Origin of the sequence: Hymenobacter sp. CRA2 (assembly GCF_002007105.1) — a bacterium.
In the GTDB taxonomy this organism is placed as follows: domain Bacteria; phylum Bacteroidota; class Bacteroidia; order Cytophagales; family Hymenobacteraceae; genus Solirubrum.
This window is the reverse complement of the sequence record NZ_MVBC01000018.1, coordinates 1-22,833: the sequence shown is the minus strand read 5'-3', so window position 1 is coordinate 22,833 and position 22,833 is coordinate 1. Positions and strand designations below refer to the sequence as shown.

At 64.5% G+C, this 22,833-nt stretch carries 20 protein-coding genes; 9 read left to right on the top strand and 11 right to left on the bottom strand.

The genetic code is table 11. From position 1 onward, the window contains the following. Positions 1-278 precede the first annotated feature (278 nt). Positions 279-428, bottom strand: coding sequence for a hypothetical protein (locus B0919_RS25435; protein ID WP_176133171.1), 150 nt, complete (start codon positions 426-428; stop codon positions 279-281). Between the two features lie 246 nt (positions 429-674). On the opposite strand from B0919_RS25435, the gene B0919_RS21595 reads away from it, so the two are divergent. Continuing rightward, entirely contained in the window at positions 675-2,174 is a 1,500-nt protein-coding gene (locus B0919_RS21595; protein ID WP_078014381.1) for an NCS1 family nucleobase:cation symporter-1, read from the top strand. Between the two features lie 203 nt (positions 2,175-2,377). On the opposite strand, the gene B0919_RS21590 is transcribed toward B0919_RS21595, so the two are convergent. Further along, on the bottom strand, positions 2,378-3,928 hold the full coding sequence (locus B0919_RS21590; RefSeq protein WP_078014380.1) for a SulP family inorganic anion transporter: 1,551 nt from the start codon (positions 3,926-3,928) through the stop codon (positions 2,378-2,380). A gap of 327 nt (positions 3,929-4,255) precedes the next feature. Between B0919_RS21590 and B0919_RS21585 the strand changes: the two genes are divergently transcribed. Continuing rightward, a complete protein-coding gene (locus B0919_RS21585) occupies positions 4,256-4,855 on the top strand; it encodes a class I SAM-dependent methyltransferase (protein WP_078014379.1) in 600 nt (199 codons plus the stop codon). Between the two features lie 105 nt (positions 4,856-4,960). On the opposite strand, the gene B0919_RS21580 is transcribed toward B0919_RS21585, so the two are convergent. After that, on the bottom strand, positions 4,961-7,222 hold the full coding sequence (locus B0919_RS21580) for a gliding motility-associated C-terminal domain-containing protein (protein ID WP_078014378.1): 2,262 nt from the start codon (positions 7,220-7,222) through the stop codon (positions 4,961-4,963). 365 nt (positions 7,223-7,587) lie between these two features. Between B0919_RS21580 and B0919_RS21575 the strand changes: the two genes are divergently transcribed. Beyond that, a complete protein-coding gene (locus B0919_RS21575) occupies positions 7,588-8,421 on the top strand; it encodes an alpha/beta fold hydrolase (RefSeq protein WP_078014377.1) in 834 nt (277 codons plus the stop codon). Then, positions 8,418-9,605 (top strand): PAS domain-containing sensor histidine kinase, encoded by a 1,188-nt coding sequence (locus tag B0919_RS21570; RefSeq protein ID WP_078014376.1) that lies wholly within the window; start codon positions 8,418-8,420, stop codon positions 9,603-9,605. The genes B0919_RS21575 and B0919_RS21570 overlap by 4 nt, the downstream gene beginning before the upstream one ends. Before the next feature lie 29 nt (positions 9,606-9,634). On the opposite strand, the gene B0919_RS21565 is transcribed toward B0919_RS21570, so the two are convergent. The 3 genes from B0919_RS21565 to B0919_RS21555 form a co-directional block, all read right to left on the bottom strand. Then, positions 9,635-10,027 (bottom strand): STAS/SEC14 domain-containing protein, encoded by a 393-nt coding sequence (locus B0919_RS21565; protein WP_078014375.1) that lies wholly within the window; start codon positions 10,025-10,027, stop codon positions 9,635-9,637. Between the two features lie 175 nt (positions 10,028-10,202). Beyond that, positions 10,203-10,685: a DinB family protein gene (locus B0919_RS21560; protein WP_078014374.1), complete on the bottom strand. Its 483-nt coding sequence runs from the start codon at positions 10,683-10,685 to the stop codon at positions 10,203-10,205. Positions 10,686-10,789: 104 nt separating this feature from the next. Beyond that, the gene (locus tag B0919_RS21555; RefSeq protein ID WP_139362315.1) at positions 10,790-11,095 is read right to left on the bottom strand and encodes a hypothetical protein; all 306 of its coding nucleotides are present in this window, start codon (positions 11,093-11,095) and stop codon (positions 10,790-10,792) included. Positions 11,096-11,693: 598 nt separating this feature from the next. On the opposite strand from B0919_RS21555, the gene B0919_RS21550 reads away from it, so the two are divergent. From B0919_RS21550 to B0919_RS21540, 3 genes are all read left to right on the top strand, one after another. Then, a complete protein-coding gene (locus B0919_RS21550; protein WP_139362314.1) occupies positions 11,694-12,323 on the top strand; it encodes a Crp/Fnr family transcriptional regulator in 630 nt (209 codons plus the stop codon). A 65-nt stretch (positions 12,324-12,388) separates the two neighbouring features. After that, positions 12,389-13,123 carry an SDR family NAD(P)-dependent oxidoreductase gene (locus B0919_RS21545; protein WP_176133170.1) on the top strand — a complete coding sequence of 245 codons (735 nt, stop codon included), beginning with the start codon at positions 12,389-12,391 and terminating at the stop codon, positions 13,121-13,123. 131 nt (positions 13,124-13,254) lie between these two features. Continuing rightward, positions 13,255-14,262 carry an SDR family oxidoreductase gene (locus B0919_RS21540; protein WP_078014370.1) on the top strand — a complete coding sequence of 336 codons (1,008 nt, stop codon included), beginning with the start codon at positions 13,255-13,257 and terminating at the stop codon, positions 14,260-14,262. A 149-nt stretch (positions 14,263-14,411) separates the two neighbouring features. Here B0919_RS21540 and B0919_RS21535 read toward each other — a convergent pair whose 3' ends face one another. Together B0919_RS21535 and B0919_RS21530 are read right to left on the bottom strand one after the other, a co-directional pair. Further along, positions 14,412-15,965, bottom strand: a complete 1,554-nt coding sequence (locus tag B0919_RS21535; protein WP_078014369.1) for a lipase maturation factor family protein — start codon at positions 15,963-15,965, stop codon at positions 14,412-14,414. A 219-nt stretch (positions 15,966-16,184) separates the two neighbouring features. Then, a complete protein-coding gene (locus tag B0919_RS21530) occupies positions 16,185-16,943 on the bottom strand; it encodes a DUF6683 family protein (protein ID WP_078014368.1) in 759 nt (252 codons plus the stop codon). A gap of 272 nt (positions 16,944-17,215) precedes the next feature. On the opposite strand from B0919_RS21530, the gene B0919_RS21525 reads away from it, so the two are divergent. After that, positions 17,216-18,727 carry a serine hydrolase domain-containing protein gene (locus B0919_RS21525; protein WP_078014367.1) on the top strand — a complete coding sequence of 504 codons (1,512 nt, stop codon included), beginning with the start codon at positions 17,216-17,218 and terminating at the stop codon, positions 18,725-18,727. 135 nt (positions 18,728-18,862) lie between these two features. Here B0919_RS21525 and B0919_RS21520 read toward each other — a convergent pair whose 3' ends face one another. The 3 genes from B0919_RS21520 to B0919_RS21510 form a co-directional block, all read right to left on the bottom strand. After that, positions 18,863-19,192, bottom strand: coding sequence for a hypothetical protein (locus B0919_RS21520; RefSeq protein WP_078014366.1), 330 nt, complete (start codon positions 19,190-19,192; stop codon positions 18,863-18,865). A gap of 679 nt (positions 19,193-19,871) precedes the next feature. After that, positions 19,872-20,660 carry a hypothetical protein gene (locus tag B0919_RS21515; protein ID WP_078014365.1) on the bottom strand — a complete coding sequence of 263 codons (789 nt, stop codon included), beginning with the start codon at positions 20,658-20,660 and terminating at the stop codon, positions 19,872-19,874. Positions 20,661-20,881: 221 nt separating this feature from the next. After that, positions 20,882-21,133 (bottom strand): hypothetical protein, encoded by a 252-nt coding sequence (locus B0919_RS21510; protein WP_078014364.1) that lies wholly within the window; start codon positions 21,131-21,133, stop codon positions 20,882-20,884. A 119-nt stretch (positions 21,134-21,252) separates the two neighbouring features. Between B0919_RS21510 and B0919_RS21505 the strand changes: the two genes are divergently transcribed. After that, entirely contained in the window at positions 21,253-22,194 is a 942-nt protein-coding gene (locus tag B0919_RS21505; RefSeq protein WP_078014363.1) for a hypothetical protein, read from the top strand. Positions 22,195-22,833: the final 639 nt, after the last annotated feature.

The window sequence follows — 22,833 nt, the reverse complement described above, 5'->3', positions numbered from 1 at the left end:
ATCGGCAGGTCTGCTTCGGCAGCGTAAACGCGAACCGCGTAGCTGTTGAGTATAAATACCGAGGGCAAAATCCGCGCATCGCGCAGGGCAAAAGCCGTAGTTTTCGCGTCACCTGCCCAGCTCCGGCCCCGTTAAAGACTACTGAAGCTGCTGCCAAGATGCGGCAACTCGTACAGTGTCAGGTGTGGTACTGTATGTGGCAGCAGCTCTCCTTTTAACGGCCCGCTTGGTAGACGACCAGGCGGGCCGTTTGTTTATGCACATCCTGGGCGGCTGCGCTACCAGCCCCAGCGCCCAATCAGCACGGCAAACCCCACCGCCAGCAGGGCTACCACCGCCCACAAGAGGCGGTTGGTGTTGGGGCGGGCGCGGTACTTGGCGGTGTACATGCGCCGCGGGCGTTGGCGGCGGGTGGAAGACGTAGACATGACCCCTAATATATAGCTCGTCGGTAATTCGACGGCAGCGGGTGAAAAAATCGCGGCGCAAAAAGGTCGTTGTGGCCGGTGCCTGCTTATCAAGCCAAGGAGCTGCGCAAAGCACACAGGCCACGGAATAATTACGTAACACAAGACAAAGTGGATTAGGCGGCCCTGAAACAAAGAACCCGCTGGCTGTTAAATACATGCGGAAAGTGCTTTATTTAAGGTGAAACCCCTTGGCAGCGCACCCGCATGAATCCGACTATTACCCAACCCACCACGGCCGAGCCGGTGAGCAGCGGGCTGATCAGCGACGATCTGGCGCCCATTCCGGCCGCGGGCCGCACCTGGAGCACGGCGAATTACGCCGCGCTGTGGGTGAGCATGAGCCTGTGCATTCCCACTTACATGCTGGCCTCCTCACTTATCGAAGGCGGTATGAACTGGTGGCAGGCTCTGCTCACCATCTTCCTCGGCAACACGGTGGTGCTGGTGCCGATGCTGCTCAACGGGCACGCCGGCGCCAAGTATGGCATTCCGTTTCCGGTGTTTGCGCGCGCCAGTTTTGGGGTGCGCGGGGCCAATGTGCCCGCGCTGCTGCGCGCCGTCATTGCCTGCGGCTGGTTTGGCATTCAGACGTGGATCGGCGGCTACGCCCTCTACCAGATGGCGGTGCTCTGGGTGCCGGCCCTGGGCACGTTGCCGCCGGTGTTTCCGGCCGCGTGGGGGCTGGCTACGGGGCCGGCGCTGGTATTCCTGCTGTTCTGGGCGCTGAATATGTACGTGGTGTACCTCGGCGTCGACAGCATCAAGAAGCTACTGGTGTTCAAGGCGTTTTTTCTGCCCGTGGCGGCGCTGGCCTTGCTGGCCTGGGCCATTTCGGCCGGGCACGGGCTGGGGCCGATTCTGGCGCAGCCGGCCAAATTTGCTTCGTCGGCCGAGTTCTGGGCGTACTTCTTCCCGGCCCTGACGGGCATGGTGGGCTTCTGGGCCACGCTCTCGCTAAACATCCCCGACTTTACCCGCTACGCCGTGAGCCAACGGGCGCAAGTGCTGGGCCAGGCCCTGGGCCTGCCCGCGTCCATGACGATGTTCTCCTTTGTGGGCGTGGTCGTCACTTCGGCCACCTTCGTCATCTACGGCCAAACCATCTGGGACCCGGTGGTGCTGGCCGGGCGCTTCGAAAGCAAGGTGCTGGTGAGCGTGGCCATGCTGGCCGTGGCCCTGAGCACGCTGGCCACCAACATTGCGGCCAACATCGTGAGCCCGGCCAACGACTTTGCCAACCTCGCGCCTCGCAAAATCAGCTTCACTACCGGCGGCTACATCACCGGCGTCATTGGCCTGCTGATCTTCCCCTGGAAGCTCATTGCCGATCCTTCGGGCTACATTTTTACGTGGCTGGTAGGTTATTCGGCCTTGCTCGGGCCCATCGGCGGCATCATGATAGCCGACTATTACCTGCTGCGTCGCCAGCAGCTCGACCTACCCGACCTCTACCGCTACGAAGGTCGCTACGCTTACCGCAACGGCATCAACCCGCGGGCCATGTGGGCGCTGATTATCGGCATTCTGCCCAACGTGCCCGGCTTTCTGCAAGCCGTGGGGGCCGTCCCGGCCGGCTCGGTGTGGCCCTGGCTGGCCGGCGTATACAGCTACGCCTGGTTTGTGGGCTTTCTGCTGTCAGGCGGCCTATATCTGGTGCTCATGCGTCAGCTGCTGCGCCGCCCAGCCGCGCTAAGTGCAGCGTAAAGGGGGAGGCCGGAGAGTTGATTAAGCGGAAGGCTAGAGCTAGAAGCTAGTTCCCCTCCTCAGCTGAGGAGGGGCTAGGGGTGGTTGAAAAGCTGGAATTAGGCTGTGTCTGAAAAGTCGTTTTGGGCTCAGCAGGACGTTCTGGAACTGTCAGACATCCTCAGCGGAGGAGAGGAGCTGGTTTCAGCGGCTTTCCTTGTGCTTCAATTAAGCTGACCCGCGTCGTCGGTGGCTACGCGGTACTCGGGGTCGTCCACGATGTTCACTTCGACCAGCGCGCCGGCGTTGCGCAGCAATTGGCGGCAATCGGGGCTGAGGTGGCGCAGGCGCAGGGTTTTGCCCAGGCGCTGGTAACGCTCCGTGAGCTTGTGCAGCGCGTCGAGGCCCGACATATCGGCCACGCGGCTTTCGCGGAAGTCAACGATGACCTCGGCCGGGTCGGCGGCTACGTCGAACTTCTCACCGAAGGCCTGCGCCGAGCCGAAGAAGAGCGGCCCGTAGATTTCGTAGTGCTTGACGCCGGCCACGTCCACGTACTTGCGGGCCCGGATGCGCTTGGCGTTTTCCCAGGCAAAGGCCAGGGCCGACACCACCACGCCCAGCAGCACGGCCAGCGCCAGGTTCTGCGACACGGCCGTGACCAAAGTCACCAGCACCATCACCAGCACGTCGGTGAGCGGCATGCGGCGCAGGATGCGCAGGCTGGCCCACTCAAAGGTGCCGATGACGACCATAAACATCACGCCCACCAGCGCCGCCAGCGGCAGCCGCTCGATGAGGGAGGAACCCGCCACCACGAACAGGGCCAGGGCCGCCGCGGCCACCACGCCCGACAAGCGCCCGCGCCCCCGCGACTCCAGGTTGACCATCGTCTGCCCAATCATGGCGCAGCCGCCCATGCCGCCCGTCAGGCCCGAGGCCACGTTGGCCAGGCCTTGCGCCACGCAATCCTGGTTGCCGCGGCCGCGGGTACCGGTCATTTCATCCACCACCGTAAGGGTGAGCAGGCTTTCGGTGAGGCCCACCAGGGCCATGATGAGGGCGTAGGGAAACACCAGCGCCAGCGTGCCCCACGTCAAGGACACCTGTGGCAGGTGCCACTGCGGCAGGCCGCCTTTGATGGAGGCAATGTCGCCCACGGCCTTCGTTTCGAGCCCGCCCAGAATGACCAGCGCGGAGGTAACGATGATGGCCACCAGCGACGCCGGCACGGCCTTGGTGAGCTTGGGCAGCAGGTACACGATGGCCATGGTCAGGGCCACCAAGCACAGCATCAGCCCGAGCGGGGCGCCCGTGAGCCAATGCTCCGCGCCGGCCGCGTCGTGCACCTTAAACTGCTCCAGCTGGGCCATGAAGATGATGAGGGCCAGGCCGTTGACGAAGCCGTAAACCACCGGCTGCGGCACCAGCCGGATAAACTTGCCGAAGCGCAGCAGCCCGATGACTATCTGAATCAGGCCCATCAGCAGCACGGCGGCAAACAGGTATTCCGGCCCATGCTGCACCACCAGACTCACGATAACGACGGCTACCGAACCGGCCGCGCCGGAAATCATGCCCGGGCGCCCGCCGAAGATGCTGGTGATAAGGCAGATGACGAAGGCCGAGCCAATGCCCACCAGCGGGCTGATGTGAGCCAGCAGGGCAAAGGCCACCACCTCCGGCACCAGCGCCAAAGCAGTGGTCAGGCCGGCCAATACTTCGTTCTTGACGTTGAGTTTGTACTGCGCGAGGTAGGGTTGAAGGGCAAACATGCGGAAGCTGAGTAAAGGCAAAAGAAAAGCCGCACCCTTCCGGCAGAAAGGTGCGAGGCACGGCAAGCGGGCCAGTACTCAGGGGGGAGCAAGCTTGAAAAAGGGGGCAGTAAAGCAAAGCATAAGCCCGGCAAAGGTACGCAGGCATGCCGCGGCAGAAGACCGCGCACCACCGCGAAGGATCAGCACCGGCAGGAGGGATTACGCCATGCGTTGAGGGCCTGGGCATTGTAGCGGCGCGCTGGCAAGGCTGCACCAGTTGGGGCCAAGTGCCGTATTACCCGCAGCTGCCGCAGGCTGGTTCCACCCGTTTTACCCTGATTTCCGATGTCGTTTCTCGGTGAGTTTTTCCGCAACCCCGCCGTGGTGGGGTCCATGATTCCCAGCTCGCGCGAGCTGACGGAGCAGGTTATAGCACCCATTGATTTTGCCCGGGCCCGCTGCATCGTGGAGTACGGGCCCGGCACCGGCGTCTTCACCGACGCCCTGCTGCAGCACCGCCGCGCCGATACCCACATCGTGCTGATCGAGGTGAACCGGCGTTTCTGCAAGCTGCTGCAGGAGCGTTACAGCGGGCAGCCCAACGTGCACATCGTCCACGGCTCGGCCGACAAAACCGCCGAGTACCTGCGGCCGCTGGGCATCGAGCAGGTGGATTATGTCGTCTGCGGGCTGCCGTTTTCGTCGCTGCCGCGGCGGCAGGGCTGGCGCATCTTGGCGCACACCCGCGAGGTGCTGCTGCCCGCCGGCCAGCTGGTGCTGTTTCAGTACTTGCTGCGCAACCAAAAGCTGTTCGAGCGGTTTTTCCGGCCGCTGCAGCAGGAGCACGTGCTCCTGAACGTGCCCCCGGCCTATGTGCTGACGTACGCCCCGCTGGCCGAGCTGGCCAAAACAAAGCCGGCCCCCGCAGTGCAGGAGTCGGCTTAAAAGCCCAAATTGGTATCCGTGTTCAGGTCAGCTACCCACGCACCAAGCAAGTGCCGGGCTGGAGCAGGAACCGATCAATAGCAACGCCGCCCGGGCACACAGGCCCTAGCGAATCACTTCCACCCAGCCCTTGTGCAGAGTGCCGGTGGCGGGCTGCCGCAGCACGTAGTAGTAGGTGCCCGCAGCCGCCGCATCGCCCCAATCATTGGCGTAGGCATTGCTGCGGTATACCAGCTGCCCCCAGCGGCTGTACACTTCAAGCTGCCAAACCCCGCTCAGGCCCTGAACTACAAAGTAGTCGTTCTGTCGGTCGTGGTTGGGGGTAATGACGTTGGGCACGTTCAGGCAAGGGCTGAAAAAGACCTGGCGGCTGGCTTGTACCGCCGCGCACGCCGTGGCCACGCCGACCGAGTAGGTGCCCGGCTGCGTCACCCGCAGGGTGGCACCCGTCGAGCCATCCGACCACAGGTAGCTGTAACCCGGGCCGGCCGGCGCCTGCAATACCAGGGTTGTGCCTTGGCAGAGCATGGTATCGGGGCCGAGGGTGAAGGGCGAGAGCGTACTGACGGCTCGCACCCGCACGCGCTGCTGCCGCGTCACCTGGCAGCCGCTGCTGTACACCGCGGTGACGGAATACAGGCCCGGCTGGCTGACGTCGATGCTGGCGGTGGTGGCACCGGTATTCCAGCGGTAGGCGCGGGCGCCGGGCGCAACGGCCGTAAGCCGGCCGCGCGCGCCGGGGCACAGCAGCGTATCGCCTCCAATGCTCGGCTGGGCGGCCAGCGCCTGCACCTGCCACCGTGCGGTGCTGGTGCGGCCATCGGCGAAAGTGGCCGTGACGCTGTACGTGCCTGGCTGCGCGACGAGGATGGAAGAGGTGGTGGCGCCCGTGCTCCACCGGTACGTAGCTGCCGCAGGCTGGGACAACGCCTGTAGCCGCAGCTGTCCGTTCAGGCACACCAACGAATCGGCCTGGATGTAGACGGCCGGATCCGGAGGCATGAGCTTGAGCAACCAGCCGTCAATGGAAAAGCGGCCGCCGGGGGGCGCCTGATGGTCGCCGGAAGCAGTGCCCAGCGCGGAAGTGCCGTAGAGCAAATAGCTGCCATCGGGCCCTACGCAACTGAACCCATCAGTGTCAGCCCCATTGCCGCCATAGCGACGGTCCCACTGCTGCTGCCCGTTCGCATCCAGCTTCAGCAGCCAGTAATCAAGAAAACCAACGTCCGGAGGCTGGGGCGTGCCGGGCAAACGCGGGTTGATGTCGCCGCTGACCATAAAACCGCCGTCGAGCGTTGTGTGCAAACTGCCAAAATTATCCGCGTTGGGGCCGCCGTACGTCCGGTCCCACAGCTTTACGCCCGTCGGGCTTAGCTTCACCAGCCAAAGGTCAGCATCGCCCAATCCGTCTTGGGTTTTGTCAGACGAAGTGCCAGACCAGGAACGGCCCCCAACCACGTAACAGCTGTCGGTACTGATGACCGCGGACACCGACACATCATCCAATCGGCCGCCCAAAGTCCGGTCCCACTGTTTGTTGTAGTTCCGATCCAGCTTTACTACCCAGTAATCGTTGCGGCCTTGGCCTGGCTCACTTTTTTCCCCGGATACGTCAGAAGTCGAGTTGCCGGTAAGCAACAAGCCGCCGTCGGGCGTAGCCAGTAGTTTCTTTAAGTAGTCCTTGCCCGCGCCACCGTAGGCCCGGTCCCACTGAAAGCGGCCCTGAGCGTCTATCTTGACGAGCCAGGCATCGTAGTCGCCGCGGCTGGGCTGGGTTCGGTCGCCTGCAACGCCGGTTTGGGAACTGCCGCCCAGCAAATATCCCCCCTCGGCCGTGGGCAGGATGCAGGCGAGGCTTTCGTCGCGCGGGCCGCCGTAGGCCCGGTCCCACTGCTTACGGCCGTGGCTATCCACCTTGATAATCCAGTAATCGGAGGTGGCCAGGGCCGGGTCGGAGTTGGGCTGCGTTCGGTCGCCGGAAACACCGGACTGGGAAGTTCCGCCGAGCAAAAAGCCCCCATCGGCCGTCGCCACCAAACTTCCCATCCAATCGGCCCCGTTGCCGCCGTAGGAGTGGTCCCAAACCACCGCGCCGGTGCGGTCGACTTTGACAAGCCAGAAATCGGAATTGCGGTTGGCGAACAGGTTAGGGTTGTCGATGGAAGCCCCCAATACGTAGCTCCCGTCACTTAGCGCCACGCAGCCTGCAAATACGACGCCGACGTTGAAGGGATTAATGTTGCTGGGGTTCAGGACCACGTCCCATTGCCGGGTGGGTGGCTGGCGCTGTGCTACCGCCGATAAGCTGGCACAGAGCGCAATGATGACAGAAAGGAATCGGAAAAAGGCGTAAAGCTGATGCGGCATACGAGGATATTGAACTTGCTGACGATACACGAAGTGGCGCAATAAATGAGCCAGAGCGCCTGCGCTAAACTCCCATTTAGCTGGTGGCGAAAGGGCTGCCGAACTAAAGCCTGGTAGCTCAGGCACATGTCATGGCCGGTGAACGGGAATGCCCGGTTTTTTCCTGTGCAAACCGGCAACCGGCCCCGGCTCTGCTGCAAGGAGTGGGGCAGTAGGGCGGGCCGGAGAAACCAGCAGACCACCGTGGGGCCTCGGGAAAACCCGGCGGCAGTAAAGTATCATCAACGGGCCATAACCACTACCTTTAGTCATTGCGGCCCGTCAGAACCAGCCACTTTCACTGCCTACAATCCAGCTCCCGAGCCATGAGCAGCCCCGCTTGCCTCTCCGTCCTGAAGCGCAACAACGTGACCGTGTCCGGAGCTGGCCGCCAGGCTATGGTGTTCGTGCACGGCTTCGGCTGCGACCAGCGCATGTGGCGCCTGGTGGCCCCGGCCTTCGAGGCGCGCTACCGCGTGGTGCTGCTGGATTTGGTGGGGGCCGGCGGCTCCGAGCTGGCGGCCTACGACCCGGAGCGCTACAGCTCGCTCAGCGCCCACGCCGATGATTTGCTGGAGGTGCTCCACGCCCTCGCCCTGCACGACGTGGTGCTGGTGGGGCATTCCGTCAGTGCCATGATCGGGGTGTTGGCTGCTATTCGCGAACCGGCGCGGTTTGCCCGGCTGGTGCTGGTAGGGCCTTCGCCGCGCTACATCAACGACCGAGACTACGTCGGTGGCTTCGAGCGGGCCGACATCGACGAGCTGCTTGAAGCCCTCGACAGCAACTACCTCGGCTGGTCGGGGCACATCACGCCCGTCATCATGGGCCACCGCGAGCGGCCCGAGCTGGCGGCCGAGCTCAACGACAGCTTCTGCCGCACCGATCCGGCCATTGCCCGGCACTTTGCCCGCGTCACCTTCCTGTCCGACAACCGTGCCGACCTGCCGGGCGTGCCCACGCCCACGCTCATCCTGCAGTGTTCCCACGACGTCATCGCGCCCGTGACGGTGGGCCAGTACATGCATCGGCACCTGCCCCACAGCGAGCTGGTCATCCTGGATACTTCCGGCCACTGCCCGCACCTGAGTGCGCCGCAGGCCACCATCGCGGCCATCGACCACTTTTTGCGCGTGCCCGCGCCCGTCCCGGTACTATGATGAACGAGGAGTCGCTGCCGGAGCTGGACCTGCGTCTGACCCAGGAAAACCTGGAAGACCTTTACGAGTACGCGCCCTGCGGCTACTGCTCTTGCCTGCCCGATGGCACCCTGGTCAAACTCAACCAAACCCTACTCGATTGGCTAGGCTACTCCCGCGAGGAGCTGGTGGCCCACCGCTGCCTGCAGCAGCTCTTTACCATGGGCGGGCGCCTGCACTACGAAACGCACTGCGCCCCGCTGCTGCTGCTGCGCGACCAGGTGCGCGAGCTGAGCTATTCGCTGCGGCGCAAAAACGGCGATACCCTGCCCGTGCTGCTGAGCGCCCGGCTGGTGCGCGACACCGACGGGCAGCCGCTGGTGGTGCGCTGCACGCTGTTCGACATCACCGAGCGGCGCAAGTACGAGCAGGAACTGCTGCGGGCCAAGGTGCAGGCCGAAGAGCAAGGCGCGCAGCTGGCGCGGGCCAACGAGCAGCTGCAGGCCAAAAACGAGCAGCTCACCCGCATCAATGCCGACCTGGACAGCTTCGTGTACACGGCCTCGCACGACTTGAAGCAGCCCATCAACAACATGGCCGGGCTCTTTGCCGAACTGAAGCACGGCGCCAGCTTCCCCGACCCCGAAGCCCCGGCCATGGTGGGCATGTTTGAGGAAGCGTTGGGGCAGATTCTGGACACCATTGCCGGCCTGACGGAAGTGGTGCAGCTGCAGCGCAAGCTGGAGCAGGTGCCCCTGGAGGTGGTAGAGTTGCAGCCCTTTACGGAGGAAATCATTCGTAGCCTGCAGCAGCGCCTGGGCGAGTACGACGCGGCTTTTTCGCTGGATTTCACCGAGGTACCCACCTTGTGCATTGCCCGGCCCGGACTGCACAGCCTGCTCTACAACCTGCTCAGCAACGCCATCAAGTACGCTATGCCCGGCCGCAGCCCGCGCGTGCACGTGCGCACCAGCCGCGTGGCCGGCGAAGTGCTGCTCAGCGTGCAGGATAACGGCCGCGGCATCGACCTGGAGCGCCACGGCGGGGAGCTGTTTCAGCTGTTCCGCCGCTTTCACCCCGATGTAGTGGGCTCGGGCATGGGCCTGTACCTCGTCAACCGGCTGGTGCACCAGGCCGGCGGCCGGGTAGAAGTAGACAGCGAAGTGGGCCAGGGCACTACGTTCCGCATCTATTTAGCGGGTTAGGGCCGCTGGGCCGGCGCCGGGTAGGCGGATTACTGCTGGCGGGCCAGCCAGGCGTAGGCCGAGGCGAGGTCATCGAAGAGGACCACCACCGGCGCGGTGACAAACATCATGGCCGTTTCCATGGACTTGCGCGCCCCCCAGTTGGGCGGGCAGATCCAGGCCACGTAGCGGATGCCCTGGCCGGCCAGCTGCTGGTAGTAGTCGCGGCCTACCCAGCGGGCCCCGGCTTCCCATTCGCTGGTCACCTGGCTGTTGTCGTTGAGCATCTTGGCGCAGGCATAGTCGCGCAGGTAGCGCAGCACCAGCTCACCCCCGCGCCGCGCCGATTCGGCGGTGTGGTTGCCCTTCCATTCCACATACAACCACTGCTGGTCGTGGTCGAAGGAGATGGACAGGGGCACAGTTTCGTAAAGCAGGTGCATAACCAATAGCCCGACGGCGCGAATGGGGCAAAAATCCGTATCGAAGACGAAAGATACAGGGTCGGGTGCGTTTGCCGTCGGGGCGCAGGCAACGGCCCGCAACGGACTCCACGCAAAAAGCCGCGTCAGGGACTAAGGCGTTTGCGCGGGCTGAGTCCCGTTGACAACGTTGGGCTTAGTCCCAGTTGCCGAGCAGGCGCCGCACCAGAATGATCTGGCCGGTGTGGTAGGCCGTATGGTCGCCGATGAGCAGGGCTTCGCGCAGCAGCGTCTGGCCGGAGCCGTGCGGCAGGGGCCGAAGCAGGTCCTGAGCCGGGTCGCGCAGGTGAGCCAGGAAGCGGGCTCGGTCGGCCTTGATTTGCTGCCGGGCTGCCTGCCAGCGCGCGGCGTCGCCTTGGTCGTCGGCGGCGGGCCAGTAGCCGGCGGGCCACTCGGGCGACTGGTGCTGCGCGTCGAGGCTGAACTCCACGATGTCCCACTGCGCGATACGCACGTGCTCGACCAGCTGCCAGAGCGTGTAGGGCAGGTCGCCGACGGATTTGTTCAGCAACTCGGCCGGCACGTTGGTCGTGGCGTCCTCAAAGGTGACGTGGGCGTTGCCCTGCTCGAGCAGGGCGGTTACTTCGGCAATGATGCCTTCACGGGCGGACTTTTCCATGCGGTGCGAAAACAAAAAAGCAAGGCCGGCCACCACCGCGACCAGCCTTGCGCTATACGTAAGCACCGCCCGTGCCGGATGGGGTGGACCGGCAGGCAGCTTGCTCAGGCCAGGTGAAATAGCTGCCCCAGGCGCAGCAGCCCGAGGCAGCGGCCCAGCAGGGGCGTGACGTTGGCAAGCCAGATTTCGGCGCCGCCCTGGTGCAGCACCAGCAGCTGCGACACCACGTGGCTCACGCCGAGGGTGCGCAGGCTTTTCAGCCGGGCGCAGTCGATGAGCAGACGTGGGTGAGTCGCCTGGGGCAGCAGCATACGAGCCAGCTGATTGGCCTCGACGGTGTCCAGATCGACGGGCAGCAACGGGGACTTGGGTTGCGCGGTCGGATTAGCAAGGGCGTGGGTCGTTTTCATGAGCTGAGAAGTGAAGGGCGAGCAAAGACCTGGTGTATCATCCACGGTGGGCCGGACGGGCACTTCGAAGTTACAAGTCAAATCTACTAATGCTATAGTGCAATAAGGTAGTAGGAAATCCGGATTTTCGGCTGGGCAATTGCCGCACTGCGGCTTGGCCTTGCCGACTGACTACTCCGCACAAACCCTGACTGCGCCGGGCACATGGACCGGCCGCGGGAAAGCTACGGAATGCAGAACCCGCGCTTTCCGCGGCCCCAAACCCGTAGTTATGGCGCCACTTTGGGGCGGGGCGCGGCGTTTAAGAAACCGAGGCTGGTCGCCAAGATGCGGCAACATAGGGAGGTTTCAGGTGTGGTACCTTCCGCAGCGACTGGCCTTCTTTCTAGCGCCCCGACAGCAGACGGCTGCCGGGGCGTTTTCGCGTCTTGCGGGGCCATAAGCGCGGGGCCAGGCTTATGGAGTCACGCGGCGCTTGGCGCCGCTGGTACGACCGTAGCCAGAACAACCCAGCGGCGCCGGACCTTGGCCGGGCGCGGGGGCCTGGGCTACTCCGCCCGCGGCGTCGGCGTGGCCGGTTATCCTATCTTGGCGACTGATGACCCGAAAACTCCCACCCCTGAGCACCGAAGAAGCGTGCCGGGCTTTAGCCGGCTTTGTCCGGCGGTACGTGGCCTGGGACGAGGACGACGCGGGCCTGCGGGCGGCGCTGGCACTGTTTAGGCCGGGGGCGGTGGCGCGGCACGCGCTGCTGTCGCGTCAGGGCGAGGTGTGCGCGCGCTTCGTCTTCGTGACGCGTGGCTGCCTGCGCTTCTGCTACGCGCCGCAGGGCGTGGACGTGAGCGTGTGGTTTAGCCCGGCCGGCGGCATCGGCTCCGATACGCAAAGCTTTATCAGCCAGCGCCCGGCCAACTTCAGCGTGGAGGCCATTGAGCCGACGGAATACCTGTGGGTGAGCAAGGCTACCTTCGAAACTCTGTGCCGGCAGCAGCCGCGCTGGGCCGAACTGTACCGCCGGCTATGCGAGGAAACCATCGTGTTTATGATTGACCGGCTGGTGGCTTTTCAGGCGCAAACGGCGGAGCAGCGCTACGCCGCGCTGCTGAACGACCCAACCCTGCTGCGCCGCATTCCGCAGAAGTACCTTGCCTCGTACCTGGGCATCACACCTACCTCCCTGAGCCGGCTGCGGCGGCTGGTGCGGACCGGCCGTGAAGTTGCCAAATGATAAGTTTTTAGTGGGCCCGGCCGGTCACCTTTGGCGCATTCCTTTTCTGCGTTTCACGGATGACCATGCAAGACCAACTCGTCGTGATTACCGGCGGGGCCACCGGCATCGGCTGGGCCCTGGCGGCGGCCCTGAGCCCGGCCAACACCGTCGTGTCCCTCGACCGCAACCCGGCTAGCAGCGCCGCGCTGCGGGCGTCGCTGCCGGCCGTGGTGAGCCTGCGCGCCGACGTGACCGACCCCGCCCAACTTGCCGCCGCCCTGGCGGCCGTGGCCCGCGACTACGGCCGCATCGATCTGCTGATTCACAACGCCGGCGTAGGCGGCCCGGTAGACGTGCGCGCCCAGCCCGAGGCCGCGCTGATGGCGGCCCTGAAGGCTGAAATCGACACCAATTACCTGGCGCCCATCCGGCTGACCAAGCTGGCGCTGCCGCTGCTGGAAGCCAGCGCCCGGCCGCGGGTGTTGTTTATCACGTCGGGGCTGGCGTACGTGCCAATTGCCGCGTTTGGGGGGTACTGCGCGTCCAAGGCGGCGGCGCACTTTTTCGCCATGAGCTTGCGCCAGCAGCTGCGCGGCAGCCGCATCGAGGTGGTGGAAGCCCTGCCGCCCACGGTAGCCACCCGCTTCAACGAAAACCAGCCAGACATTCCCAAAATGGCGCCGGACGTGTACGCGCGCAAGCTGCTGCGGGCCCTGGCGGCGGGCCGGCCGGTGATTCGCGTCGGGCAGTCGGCGGTGCTGGAGAAGCTGGCGCGGCTAGCCCCCGGGCTGGCCTTCCGGCTGCTGAACCGGGGGTGAGCAAGGGGACGCCAGACAACGACCTGGCTGGCCGGCTCGTAGCTGAATAGGCCGCCGCGCTCGGCGGCTTTACTTGTGGGCTAGGCCATTTCGTCGGTCACCTCATTCCTACCACATCAGCTCCTCGGACTATGAAAGAAGAAACCAAGTTCAGCCGCCGCCAGGTTATCAGCGGCTTAGGCGCCAGCCTGGCCGTAGCCGCCGCCGGCCCCGTGTTCGGGGCCGAAGGCACGGGTTACACCGCCGAATCGTCCGCAGACCCGCTGAAGGACCCCACCACGGCCTACCCAAAGCCTCCGTTTAAGAGCCAGTCGCAGCCGTGGCCGGGGCTGGCCAGCAAGATGGAGCCGCGGCCCGACCACGGCGAGCAGAGCTACAAGGGCTCGGGCCGGCTGAAGGGGCGCAAGGCCCTGATTACGGGCGGCGACTCGGGTATGGGCCGCGCCGCCGCCATTGCCTACGCCCGCGAAGGCGCCGACGTGGCCATCAACTACCTGCCGGCCGAAGAGGCCGACGCCCAGGAGGTCATTGCCCTCATCAAGAAGGAAGGCCGCAAGGGCGTGGCCATTCCCGGCGACATCCGCGACGAAGCCTTCTGCAAAAAGCTGGTGGATGAGGCTGTGCGACAGCTCGGCGGGCTGGATATTCTGGTCAGCAACGCGGCCCGGCAGCAGCAGCGGGCCTCCATTCTGGAGCTGACCACCGAGGATTTCGACGCGACGATGAAGACCAACATCTACGCGCCGTTCTGGATTATCAAGGCCGCGCTGCCCCACCTGAAGCCGGGCTCGGCCATCATCGGCACCACCTCGGAGCAGGCCACCGACCCCTCGGAAAACCTCTACGACTACGCCCAGACCAAAGCCGCTACCACCAATTACGTGCGCTCCTTGGCCAAGCAGCTCGCCCCGAAGGGCATCCGCGTCAACGGCGTGGCGCCTGGGCCCATCTGGACGCCTTTGCAGGTGAGCGGCGGCGCCACGCAGGAAAAGCTCGTGAAGTTCGGCGGCGACACCCCCATGAAGCGGCCCGGGCAGCCGGCCGAGCTGGCCTCCATCTACGTGCAGCTGGCCGACCCGCTGGCCAGCTACGCCACGGGCCAGGTGTACGGGGCCGCCGGCGGTAACGGCATGCCGTAATGGAACGCCCTGACGTGGCGCCTCACGTTTGCCTCACCCCCCGGCCCCCTCTCCGAAAAAGGAGAGGGGGAGCCTGATGACTTTGGTTTTTAGACTATTGATATTCAGAACGCCTCGGTGAATGCCGGGGCGTTTTTCATTTTGGAATCTTAGCGACTACCGTGTCTGAGGGTATCGGTGGGGGCGAGCCATCCGGAGCTTTGCAGGATCTGGATGAGCTGCGGGTTGTGGGCCGACATGGGTGGCAGCCATTCGTCCACTTTCTCGCGCTGCCAGTACTGGCCCTGCGGGTTGCCGGGTGCGGCGTACCAGTAGCGGTAGCGTATGGCCCGCACGTAGCGCGGCGGGCGGTCGGGGAAGGGGTTTTGGGCGAAGAGGCTGAGGGTGGCGGGGTCGTTGTGCAGCAGCTTCCAGGTGAGGTTGAGCGTCCAGGGATAGTCGGCGGGCGAGGCCATGGCGGCAAACCACATTTGCCAGTCGAGGCGGAGCTGGTAGGGGGCTACCTGGGGCGGGCGGCGGTCCAGGGCCACGGGCAGACCCTTGTAGGGGTAAGCGCGCCAGGTGGCATTATCGGAGGGAGTGGAATCCTGGGTGCCTTCGAATACCACGTTGTAGCGCTGCTGGCCCACCGTGCCGAAGGCGCCGTAGGTGTTCACCAGGTCGAGCGGGTCGAAGGACGTATTCATGATCTGGCCGGGCGACACCAGGTTCAGGGCCGGCTGCACGCTGAGCAGGGCCAGCACCGCCGTCACGCCCCACACCACGGCGCGCAGAGGGCGGCGCGGTTCCTCGGCCTGCGCGGCGGCCGCGCAGGCGCGCTGCACCAGGGCGCGGGGCAGCAGCCGGGCCCAGAAGCCGTCGTCGAAGCAGGCGAGGGCGGGCACAATGGTGAGCCAGTTGAGGAAGGACAGGTTGCCGCTCAGGATGATGTTGAGCTGGAAGAGCACCATGACGGTACCGGCCAGGTGCCGGGCCAGCCGCGGGCCAAAGGCAAACAGCGGCGCCACCAGCTCGGCCAGCCAGTTGAACCACACCCCGAGCTGAAGTACGCCGCGCGGGAGGAAGTGAAACCAGCGGCTCAGCGGCCCCGGAATGGGCTGGGTTTCGAAGTGGTAGTAAAGGGCCGTGCTGTTGCGCCAGATTTCGTCGCCGCGCACCTTGATGAGGCCCGCCCCGAGCATGATGCGAACTACCAGCCAGCGCAGCAGCACCAGAATGGGCAGGGGCGGCGCGTAGCGCGGGAAAGGGCGGGCGTCGAGCGGGGCGCAGAGGAAGATGGCCAGGAAGCCGGTTTCGAGCAGCTGAATTTCCCAGCCGTAGCCGTACCACTCCTGGCCCACGTGCACGAAAGACATGTACAGCAGCCAGAGCGCGGCCATGATGGGCATGTTGGCGAAGCCCGCCACCACCACGCAGGCCAGCACGAAGCCCAGCCAGGCAGCCGTGAGCAGCGCCCCATCGGAATGGGCCAGCCAGAACAGGGACGGCAGCCGCGCAAAGCCCGCTCCGCGGGAGCCCAGCGCCTCGGCCACTTGCCCCAGATACAAATCGAGGGGCAGCAGGCCGTGGGCGCCGATCAGGGGCACTACCTGATTGATGGCGACCAGAAAGGCCACGGCGTAGAGCAGGCCCAGCAGGCGCAGAATAACGAAGCGGGTAAGCCAGTAAGTAGGCCGCGCCGGGGCGGCGGGAGTGGGTTCCATGTCGTTCGGCAGGGGAGTGGGTACCGGGGACGACGGGGCGGCGTGCCGGGTCCTGCCTGCTGATACCGGCGGAAGGGCGAGGAGGTTGCCGGGCGGAGCGCAGTCGGTCGTGCCGGCGTTATGCCTCCTGCGCCTAACCCCGGCTCCTTGCCCGAAAAGGGAAATGCGCCTGCCTGACGAGCGGGCTATCGGCTGACGTTCGGTAGGGCTGCGCCGGGCTTACTTCGGTACGAAGCCTTTTTCGGTGAGGCGGACCTGGGTGAGGTCGAGGCCAAACTGCTTGTTGAAGCTCTGGCTGATGGAGCTGTGGTAGGCGGCGGATTTGCCGGTTTGCTGGCTTTCCTGCCAGCCCGACATCAGGATGACGGTCTGCAGCTTCAGCTCTTCGCCGAGCTGCGCCAGCTGCGTGGGGCTCTTGGCGGCCGGGTGCTGGCTGAGCAGGCCGGCCATCTGCTGGCGCAGGCCGCGGTCGACGGCCGGGGTGATGCTCTTGGTGTCCTGCACGTTGTTGACGACCACGTAGGCCACTTCCATAAAGGAGGCTAGGGCCGACGCCGCGTCGTTGTCCTGGAAACCCGAGCCCTTCAGGCCGGCGGTGTACAGCCGGGAGTAGTCGGCCTGGCCGCCGGGGCCGAAGCTGGCGCGCAGGGCCTGCGCCAGGGCGGGGCTGTTGCCCTGCAGGCGCCCGGCAAAATTGTTGACGGTCTGCTGGCGCAGGTTGTGGTTGGGCGTGTAGGTGAAGCGGACGTTGCTGCTGGCGGCTTTGGTGGCCGCCGTGGTTTTGCTGCTGGTCTTCGAGGCGTCGAGCGTCACGCCCATTTCCTTGGCGCGGCGCTCGGCGTCGGCGCGGATGGCGGCGCTCATGGCCAAGTCGCGGCCGAGCATGGGTAGGTCGAGGGCGCCGCCGAGGTCTTGAGCCGCGGCGGGCCGCGCAAGCAGGAGCAGGGAGAAGGCAGCCGCGGTAAGCCAGACTTTCATAGGTGTGGTAGTATGTGGGTGAGCAGCAACGGTTTCTGTCAGTGCTTACGGGCGAGTCAAGAGCCGCGTTTGGGTGCTTTTGCCCGTGACGGCTCGGCGCTGCAGGGCCCGCAAAGCGGGATAGGGGCTTGGCGGCGCTGATTTTCGGTTCGGTGCTGCACCAGAGCTGGTGGGCAATAGGGCTAAAAACGGTCATTTCTGTTACGGACCGCACCTATAGCCGCTGTTTTTGCCTTTCTTGCCGCCACTATCCATTTTTAACCATTGTTCTCATGATTAAGTATTCATTATCAGGCCTGGCCCTGATGGGCGCCACTATGCTACCGATGGCCAGCGCATGGGCGCAGGCGCCCCGTTTTGCGTCCTACGCGCAATTCAACGACACGCTGGTAGCGCAGTTCAACCGCGGCGACTTCAAGGCCATCGAAGCCTACGGCAGCCCGGCGCTCCGGAAGGTGGAGGCGGCCGGCAGCATGGCCGCATTTCTGGCCCGGCAGCAGGCCAAAACCGGCCGCATCGTGAGCAGCAGCGCCTTGCCCGCCCGCAAAACGCGGAAGGAGTACGCCTGGCGCGGCGAGCGGCAAAACCTGCGCGTGAGTCTGGTGTCGTCGGCGCCGGGCGTCATCGACGACTACTTCATTTCCGACTTCATCGCGCAGCCCAACGCCCGGGCCACGCCGCTGCCCACCGACAACCGCCGCCAGACCGCCCTGGACCGGGCCGTGGACCGCGCCGCCACGCTTTACCTGCAACACCCCGAAGCCGCGGGGCTGTCCATCGGGGTGTACTGGCAGGGCAAGCAGTACTTCTACAATTACGGCGAGGTGGAGAAGGGCACGGGCCGCCTGCCTACTGCGCGCACCTTCTACGACATCGGCTCGGTGGCCAAAACCTTTGTGACGACGCTGCTGGCCCAGGCCGTGCTCGATAAGAAGGTGCAGCTCAACGATGACATCCGCAAGTACCTGCCCGGCGAGTACCCCAACCTGGCTTACGAGGGGCGGCCGGTACGGCTTGTCGACCTGGCCACGCACACCTCGGGCCTGCCGGGCCGGGCCTACAACCCCCCGAAAGAAACGCAGGCCAAACTGGACGCGCTCAGCCTGCCGGAGCGCATCGCCCATTACAACCAGTTCACGGCCGACTCGCTGCTGCATCACCTGCATACCTTCAAGCTGGCCAGCGAGCCGGGCAAAACCTACCGTTACAACAACCAGGGCATCCTGCTGCTGCAACTGCTGCTGGAGCGCGCCTACCAGCAGCCCTACGAGCAACTCGTCACGCGCTACGTGCAGACGCGCTTCGGGCTGAAGGACACCAAGCGGGTGCTGACGGCGGCCGAGCAGCAGCGCTACGCCATAGGCTATGAAAACGGCAAGCCCGAGCACCACGCCAACTACACCGGTTACTGGGGCGGCTCGAACCTGACCTCGACGCCGGCCGACCTGCTGACCTACGCGCAGGCCAACCTGGCCGAAAAGGAGCCGGCTGTGCGCCTGGCGCACCAACCGGCCTTCGAAAACCGCATCGGGCTGGGCTGGATGCTCGACACAGACCCGGAAGGGCAGCGGCGCATCTTCCACAACGGGCACTCCACCGGCTTCAACGCCCGCTGCGCGCTCTACCCGGCCGAGCAGGTGGGCATCGTGCTGATGGTGAACGAGACCATCAGCCAGGACCGGGTGACGGACCTGGAGCAGCTGCTGAAGCAGGAGCTGGCGGCCGTGGTGGCCCCGGCCGTGGCACCGAAGACCAAAGCCAGTAAAGCGGTAGGGCGCCGGTAGCGGGCTGTTCCGCGAGTCGGTGGCCTTGTGGCTTGCCGGCTCTACTAAGCTGATCCAAGCAAGCGGCTGGTACAAACGCAAACAAGCCCCCGGTCGGTAGGCCGGGGGCATGTTTGCGTTTGGGGCGCGAGGGGCTTAGCGACGGTAGCCGTCGTGGCGGCCGTGGTCGTCGCGCCGGTCATGGTCGTCGTGACGGTCGTTGCGGTGCTGGGCTGAGTAGCGGGCCCGCTCGGCGGCGCGCTGCTGCTCGGCGCGGCGCTGGGCTTCGAGCTGGCGTTGGCGTTCCAGCTCGTAGCGGCGCTGGCGTTCGGCGGCTTCGCGGCGGGCGCGTTCGGCTCGTTCCCGCTCGTAGCGGCTCATTTCGTGGCGGTCTTTGTAGGGGTTGGCGGCGGGGGCGGCGGCAAACGAAGCGGAGGAAGCGAGCAGGCCCAGGGCGGCAACGAAGGAAAACAGGGAGGCTTTCATGGCAAGCGAAGGTGGGGTGAGACGAGGTAAGAAGTGGGGCGGTGGAGCATCCAACCGCTTGTCTGCCCAATTGCAAGCTGGGTGCCAGCCTCGTTCGTAGCTGCTGCGTGGGGGCGAAACTGCCGCTGAAGGGCGCAGAATTATCGGCTATCGGGGCGGTTTCTTCGGCGAATGGGTGCTTCACGTTCGCCTCACCCCCCGGCCCCCTTCCCTCGCTTGATGCGCGACATGAAAAGGAGAGGGGGAGCCTGACGATTACTGAAGGCGGGAAACTTCGTGGGGCGGTGGTTGTGAGCCTGGTGGCGTTGCGGTCAGGAAGCACTGAGTGCTTTGGGGCTGGATTCTAAGGCTAGCTCCCCTCCTCAGATGAGGAGGGGTTGGGGGTGGTTGAAGGGCTAGAACTAGGAAGTTGTAGCGGATTCACGAACGGTTGGCGCATACATGAATAGCCCAGCGGCGCGGACGACGAGACGCAGGTATGCGTCGCTACACCCTTTAGGAAGCTGCTGTATTACCTGACGTCGGCACGCGAGATGTCTCGGCTGCGCTCGACATGACGGGCTGGGTTGGATGTTCTGCTGTCAGGTCAACCACCCCTAGCCCCTCCTCAGCTGAGGAGGGGGACTAGCTTTAGCTTTATTCCTAATAGTTCTGGCCTTACTCTCGCCGTAGGCTTGTGTTACTTGACTTTCCCGAACTCCTGGCCGTTGAAGCGGTAGCTGATGCGCTTGCTGGTGACTTTGCCTTTGTCCCAGACGACGGGAATCTGCAGGATTTGGGTGGCGGGGTCGTAGGTGATGAGGCGGACGGGGCGCTCGGGGCGGTCGACGACGGAGAAGAAGTCGAAGGAGAAGCCGAGGGTGTTTTTCAGGCCGGAGGGGGTGCGGATGAGGCAGGCGTCGGGGTTGAGCTGGCCGGCGTCGATGGTGAAGACCTTGACCTGCTGGTAGCAGTCGGAGGAGGAATAGATGGCGTTGGAATAGCCCAGGTAGTAGGTCTGGGGGCCTTTCTGCACGGTGAAAATCTCGGAGTAGGAGGCCTGCGCGTCGGCTTGGCCGTCGGTGGGGGCGGGCAGGCGCTGGGAGGCGACGCGCGAGCCGGTTTGGTACTGGAAGACGTTGTCGAAGAAGTGCATGGTGCCGCCGGTTTCGGTGTCCCAGGAGTAGATGCGCAGCTGGCCGTTGGGGGCGGTGGCGATGGTGAGGCGCTCGGCCTGGAGCTGGCGGAACTCGGCGTGGAGGGTGGCGGGCTCGGTGGCGGTGTAGTAGAGCAGCTTGCGGCCAAACCGCTCGTTGGCCTGGACGAGGGAGTCTTCGGGGTTGAGGTTGGGCGCGTCGCCGTCGTAGTCGGCCCAGTAGTGGATGCGCTTCAGGTCGCGGAGCAGGTCCTGCTCGATGCTTTTCAGGTCTTTGGCGTGGGCGGCGGCGGGGTTGAGCAGCAGCGGCAGGAGCAGGTGGTAGGGGCGCATCGGCGGGGTGATGGGGGAAGGCGCGGCGAAAGTCGGGAATCCGGCTTTGGGGTGCAATGGGGGCCTCACGTTCGCCTCACCCCCCGGCCCTCTTCCCTCGCTTGATGCGCGACATGAAAAGGAGAGGGGGAGCCGGACGATTGTTGGTAGATGCAAAACGTTTTGGTGGGGAGGGGCCGTCGGGGCTGGGCACGGGTGCCGCGGGGCGGCACTCGCGCTAGCTAGGTTGTCAGTGGCAGATGGGAATAGCGGTAGATAGCGGCGGCGAAGCGGTAGTTGAAGGCGGTGAGCTGGTAGCTGATGTCGGAAAGGTGGTAGTTGCGCGCGGCGACATGGTAGTTGCACGCGGCGAGGCGGTAGTTGGTGTCGGCGAGGCGGTAGTTGGTGTCGGCGAGGCGGTAGTTGGTGTCGGCGAGGCGGTAGTTGAGGGCGGCGAGGCGGTAGCTGAGGGCGGCGACATGGTAGTGTGGCACTACGCGGGTGCTGGACGAAAAAAGTGGACCAGGGATGTTGTTGGGCGTAAGCGGGATTGATATATTGTTGAGCTTTTTCAAGTCGAAAGCTTAATCATTCTATTATCATCTCGTTTAGCATGAAAACTTATCAACAAAACCAGCTGACCATGTTTCAGAGTGTGCTGCGCTTCTTTGCCGAAGCCGGGGCGCCATTGGCAGCTATCAAACGCATCAACGTCGGGCGGTTGCAGCTGGCGGAGGTGGTGGACCGTATCGGAGCTGCCGCGCAGGCGCAGGATCACGGCACCACGGGCATCACCGAGGAACGTAAGGCCCTGAAGGCCGCAGCCGCGCAGCGCGGCGAGGTGATGCGCCTGCTGGTGGTGGCCCTCACCGACGATGCGGCTTTGCGCGGGGAGCTGAAGCAGCCCCTGAGCAAGAAAGGGCTGGGCAAGGACGCGGAGCTGCTGGCGTACCTGCGGCGCGTGCTGGCGGCGGTGGCTACGCTCGGCCCCGAGGAGCTGGTGGAGGCGGGCTACGACGCGCAGGTGCACGCGGGGCTGCAGGCCGACATTCAGCGGCTGGCCGAGACGCAGGGGGCGGCCCGGCAGGTAACCACCGGCACCAGCAGCGCCACCGACGCGCTGGAAGGGCTGATTGACGAGGCTACGGCGGTGCTCACCGAGCAGCTGGACCCGCTGGTGGCGGCCCAGCGCCTGACCCGGCCCGAACTGGTGGCGCAGTACGAGGCGGCGCGCCGCATTGTGAAAACGGCCGCCCGCCGCACGGCCGAGTACCGAGGCGTGGCGCAGTTCCGGAAGCCTACGCTGGTGTACGACCGCCGCGAAGCGGGCCTGCCCCAGCCGACGCTGGGCAACCGCAGCGGCAAGGGCCTGACCCTGCGCTACTACACGGCTATGACCAGCACGGCCGCGCCCGCGCCGGGGCAGGGCGTGGTGGTGAAGCACAAGACGGACCAGCAATTGGCCGATTACAGCAAGCTGGGCGCGGAGGATGCGCCGTATCTGCTGGTGGTGCTGGAGCAGGTGGACGGGGAAGGTCGGTGGGTGGTGCGGTAGCGGGGCCTCACCCCCCGGCCCCCTCTCCGAAAAGGAGAGGGGGAGCCTGACGACTGCTGGTATATGCAAAACGCCCCGGTGAGTGCCGGGGCGTTTTTTGTTGTGAGTTTTGGATTACTGGAGTGGCAGTATAGCGGCGGCTTTCACGGAAGAGCTAAATTATAGTTCATTACTTTGGTTTTTTTTTGTTGATTTATTTTTGGCATTTTCTTGCTTTTGAAGAACCAAGCGTTTCTCTAGGTCTGCTAAAAAACGCTTTCCTTTAGTAGTAAGAGTATAACGCCTCCATGTAACCCCTGTGACTTTTTCATCTTGAACTAGCTCGTATACTTGAAGCCTAGGACAAATAGTGTTATAAAGGAATCTTCCCCATTCACTAACTCCAACTTGATTGGTAATTCCTGTTGCTATGTATTCTTTAGAAGTGTAAAAGAGTTGCAGGAGACTTACTTTGTTAGGCCAGCTTGAGTCTTCGCCTTTTACTTTTGAAATATCAATATCTATTTTGTTTAAGAGCGTGTTGGGGAATTAGGTGATTCGATTTAGGCAGAGCGTGATGTTGGCCCAGAGAATCCAGGCGGCGTGGCTTTCGGGCAGGTGCTCGTAGTCGACCACTAGGCGGCGGAAGCAGTTGAGCCA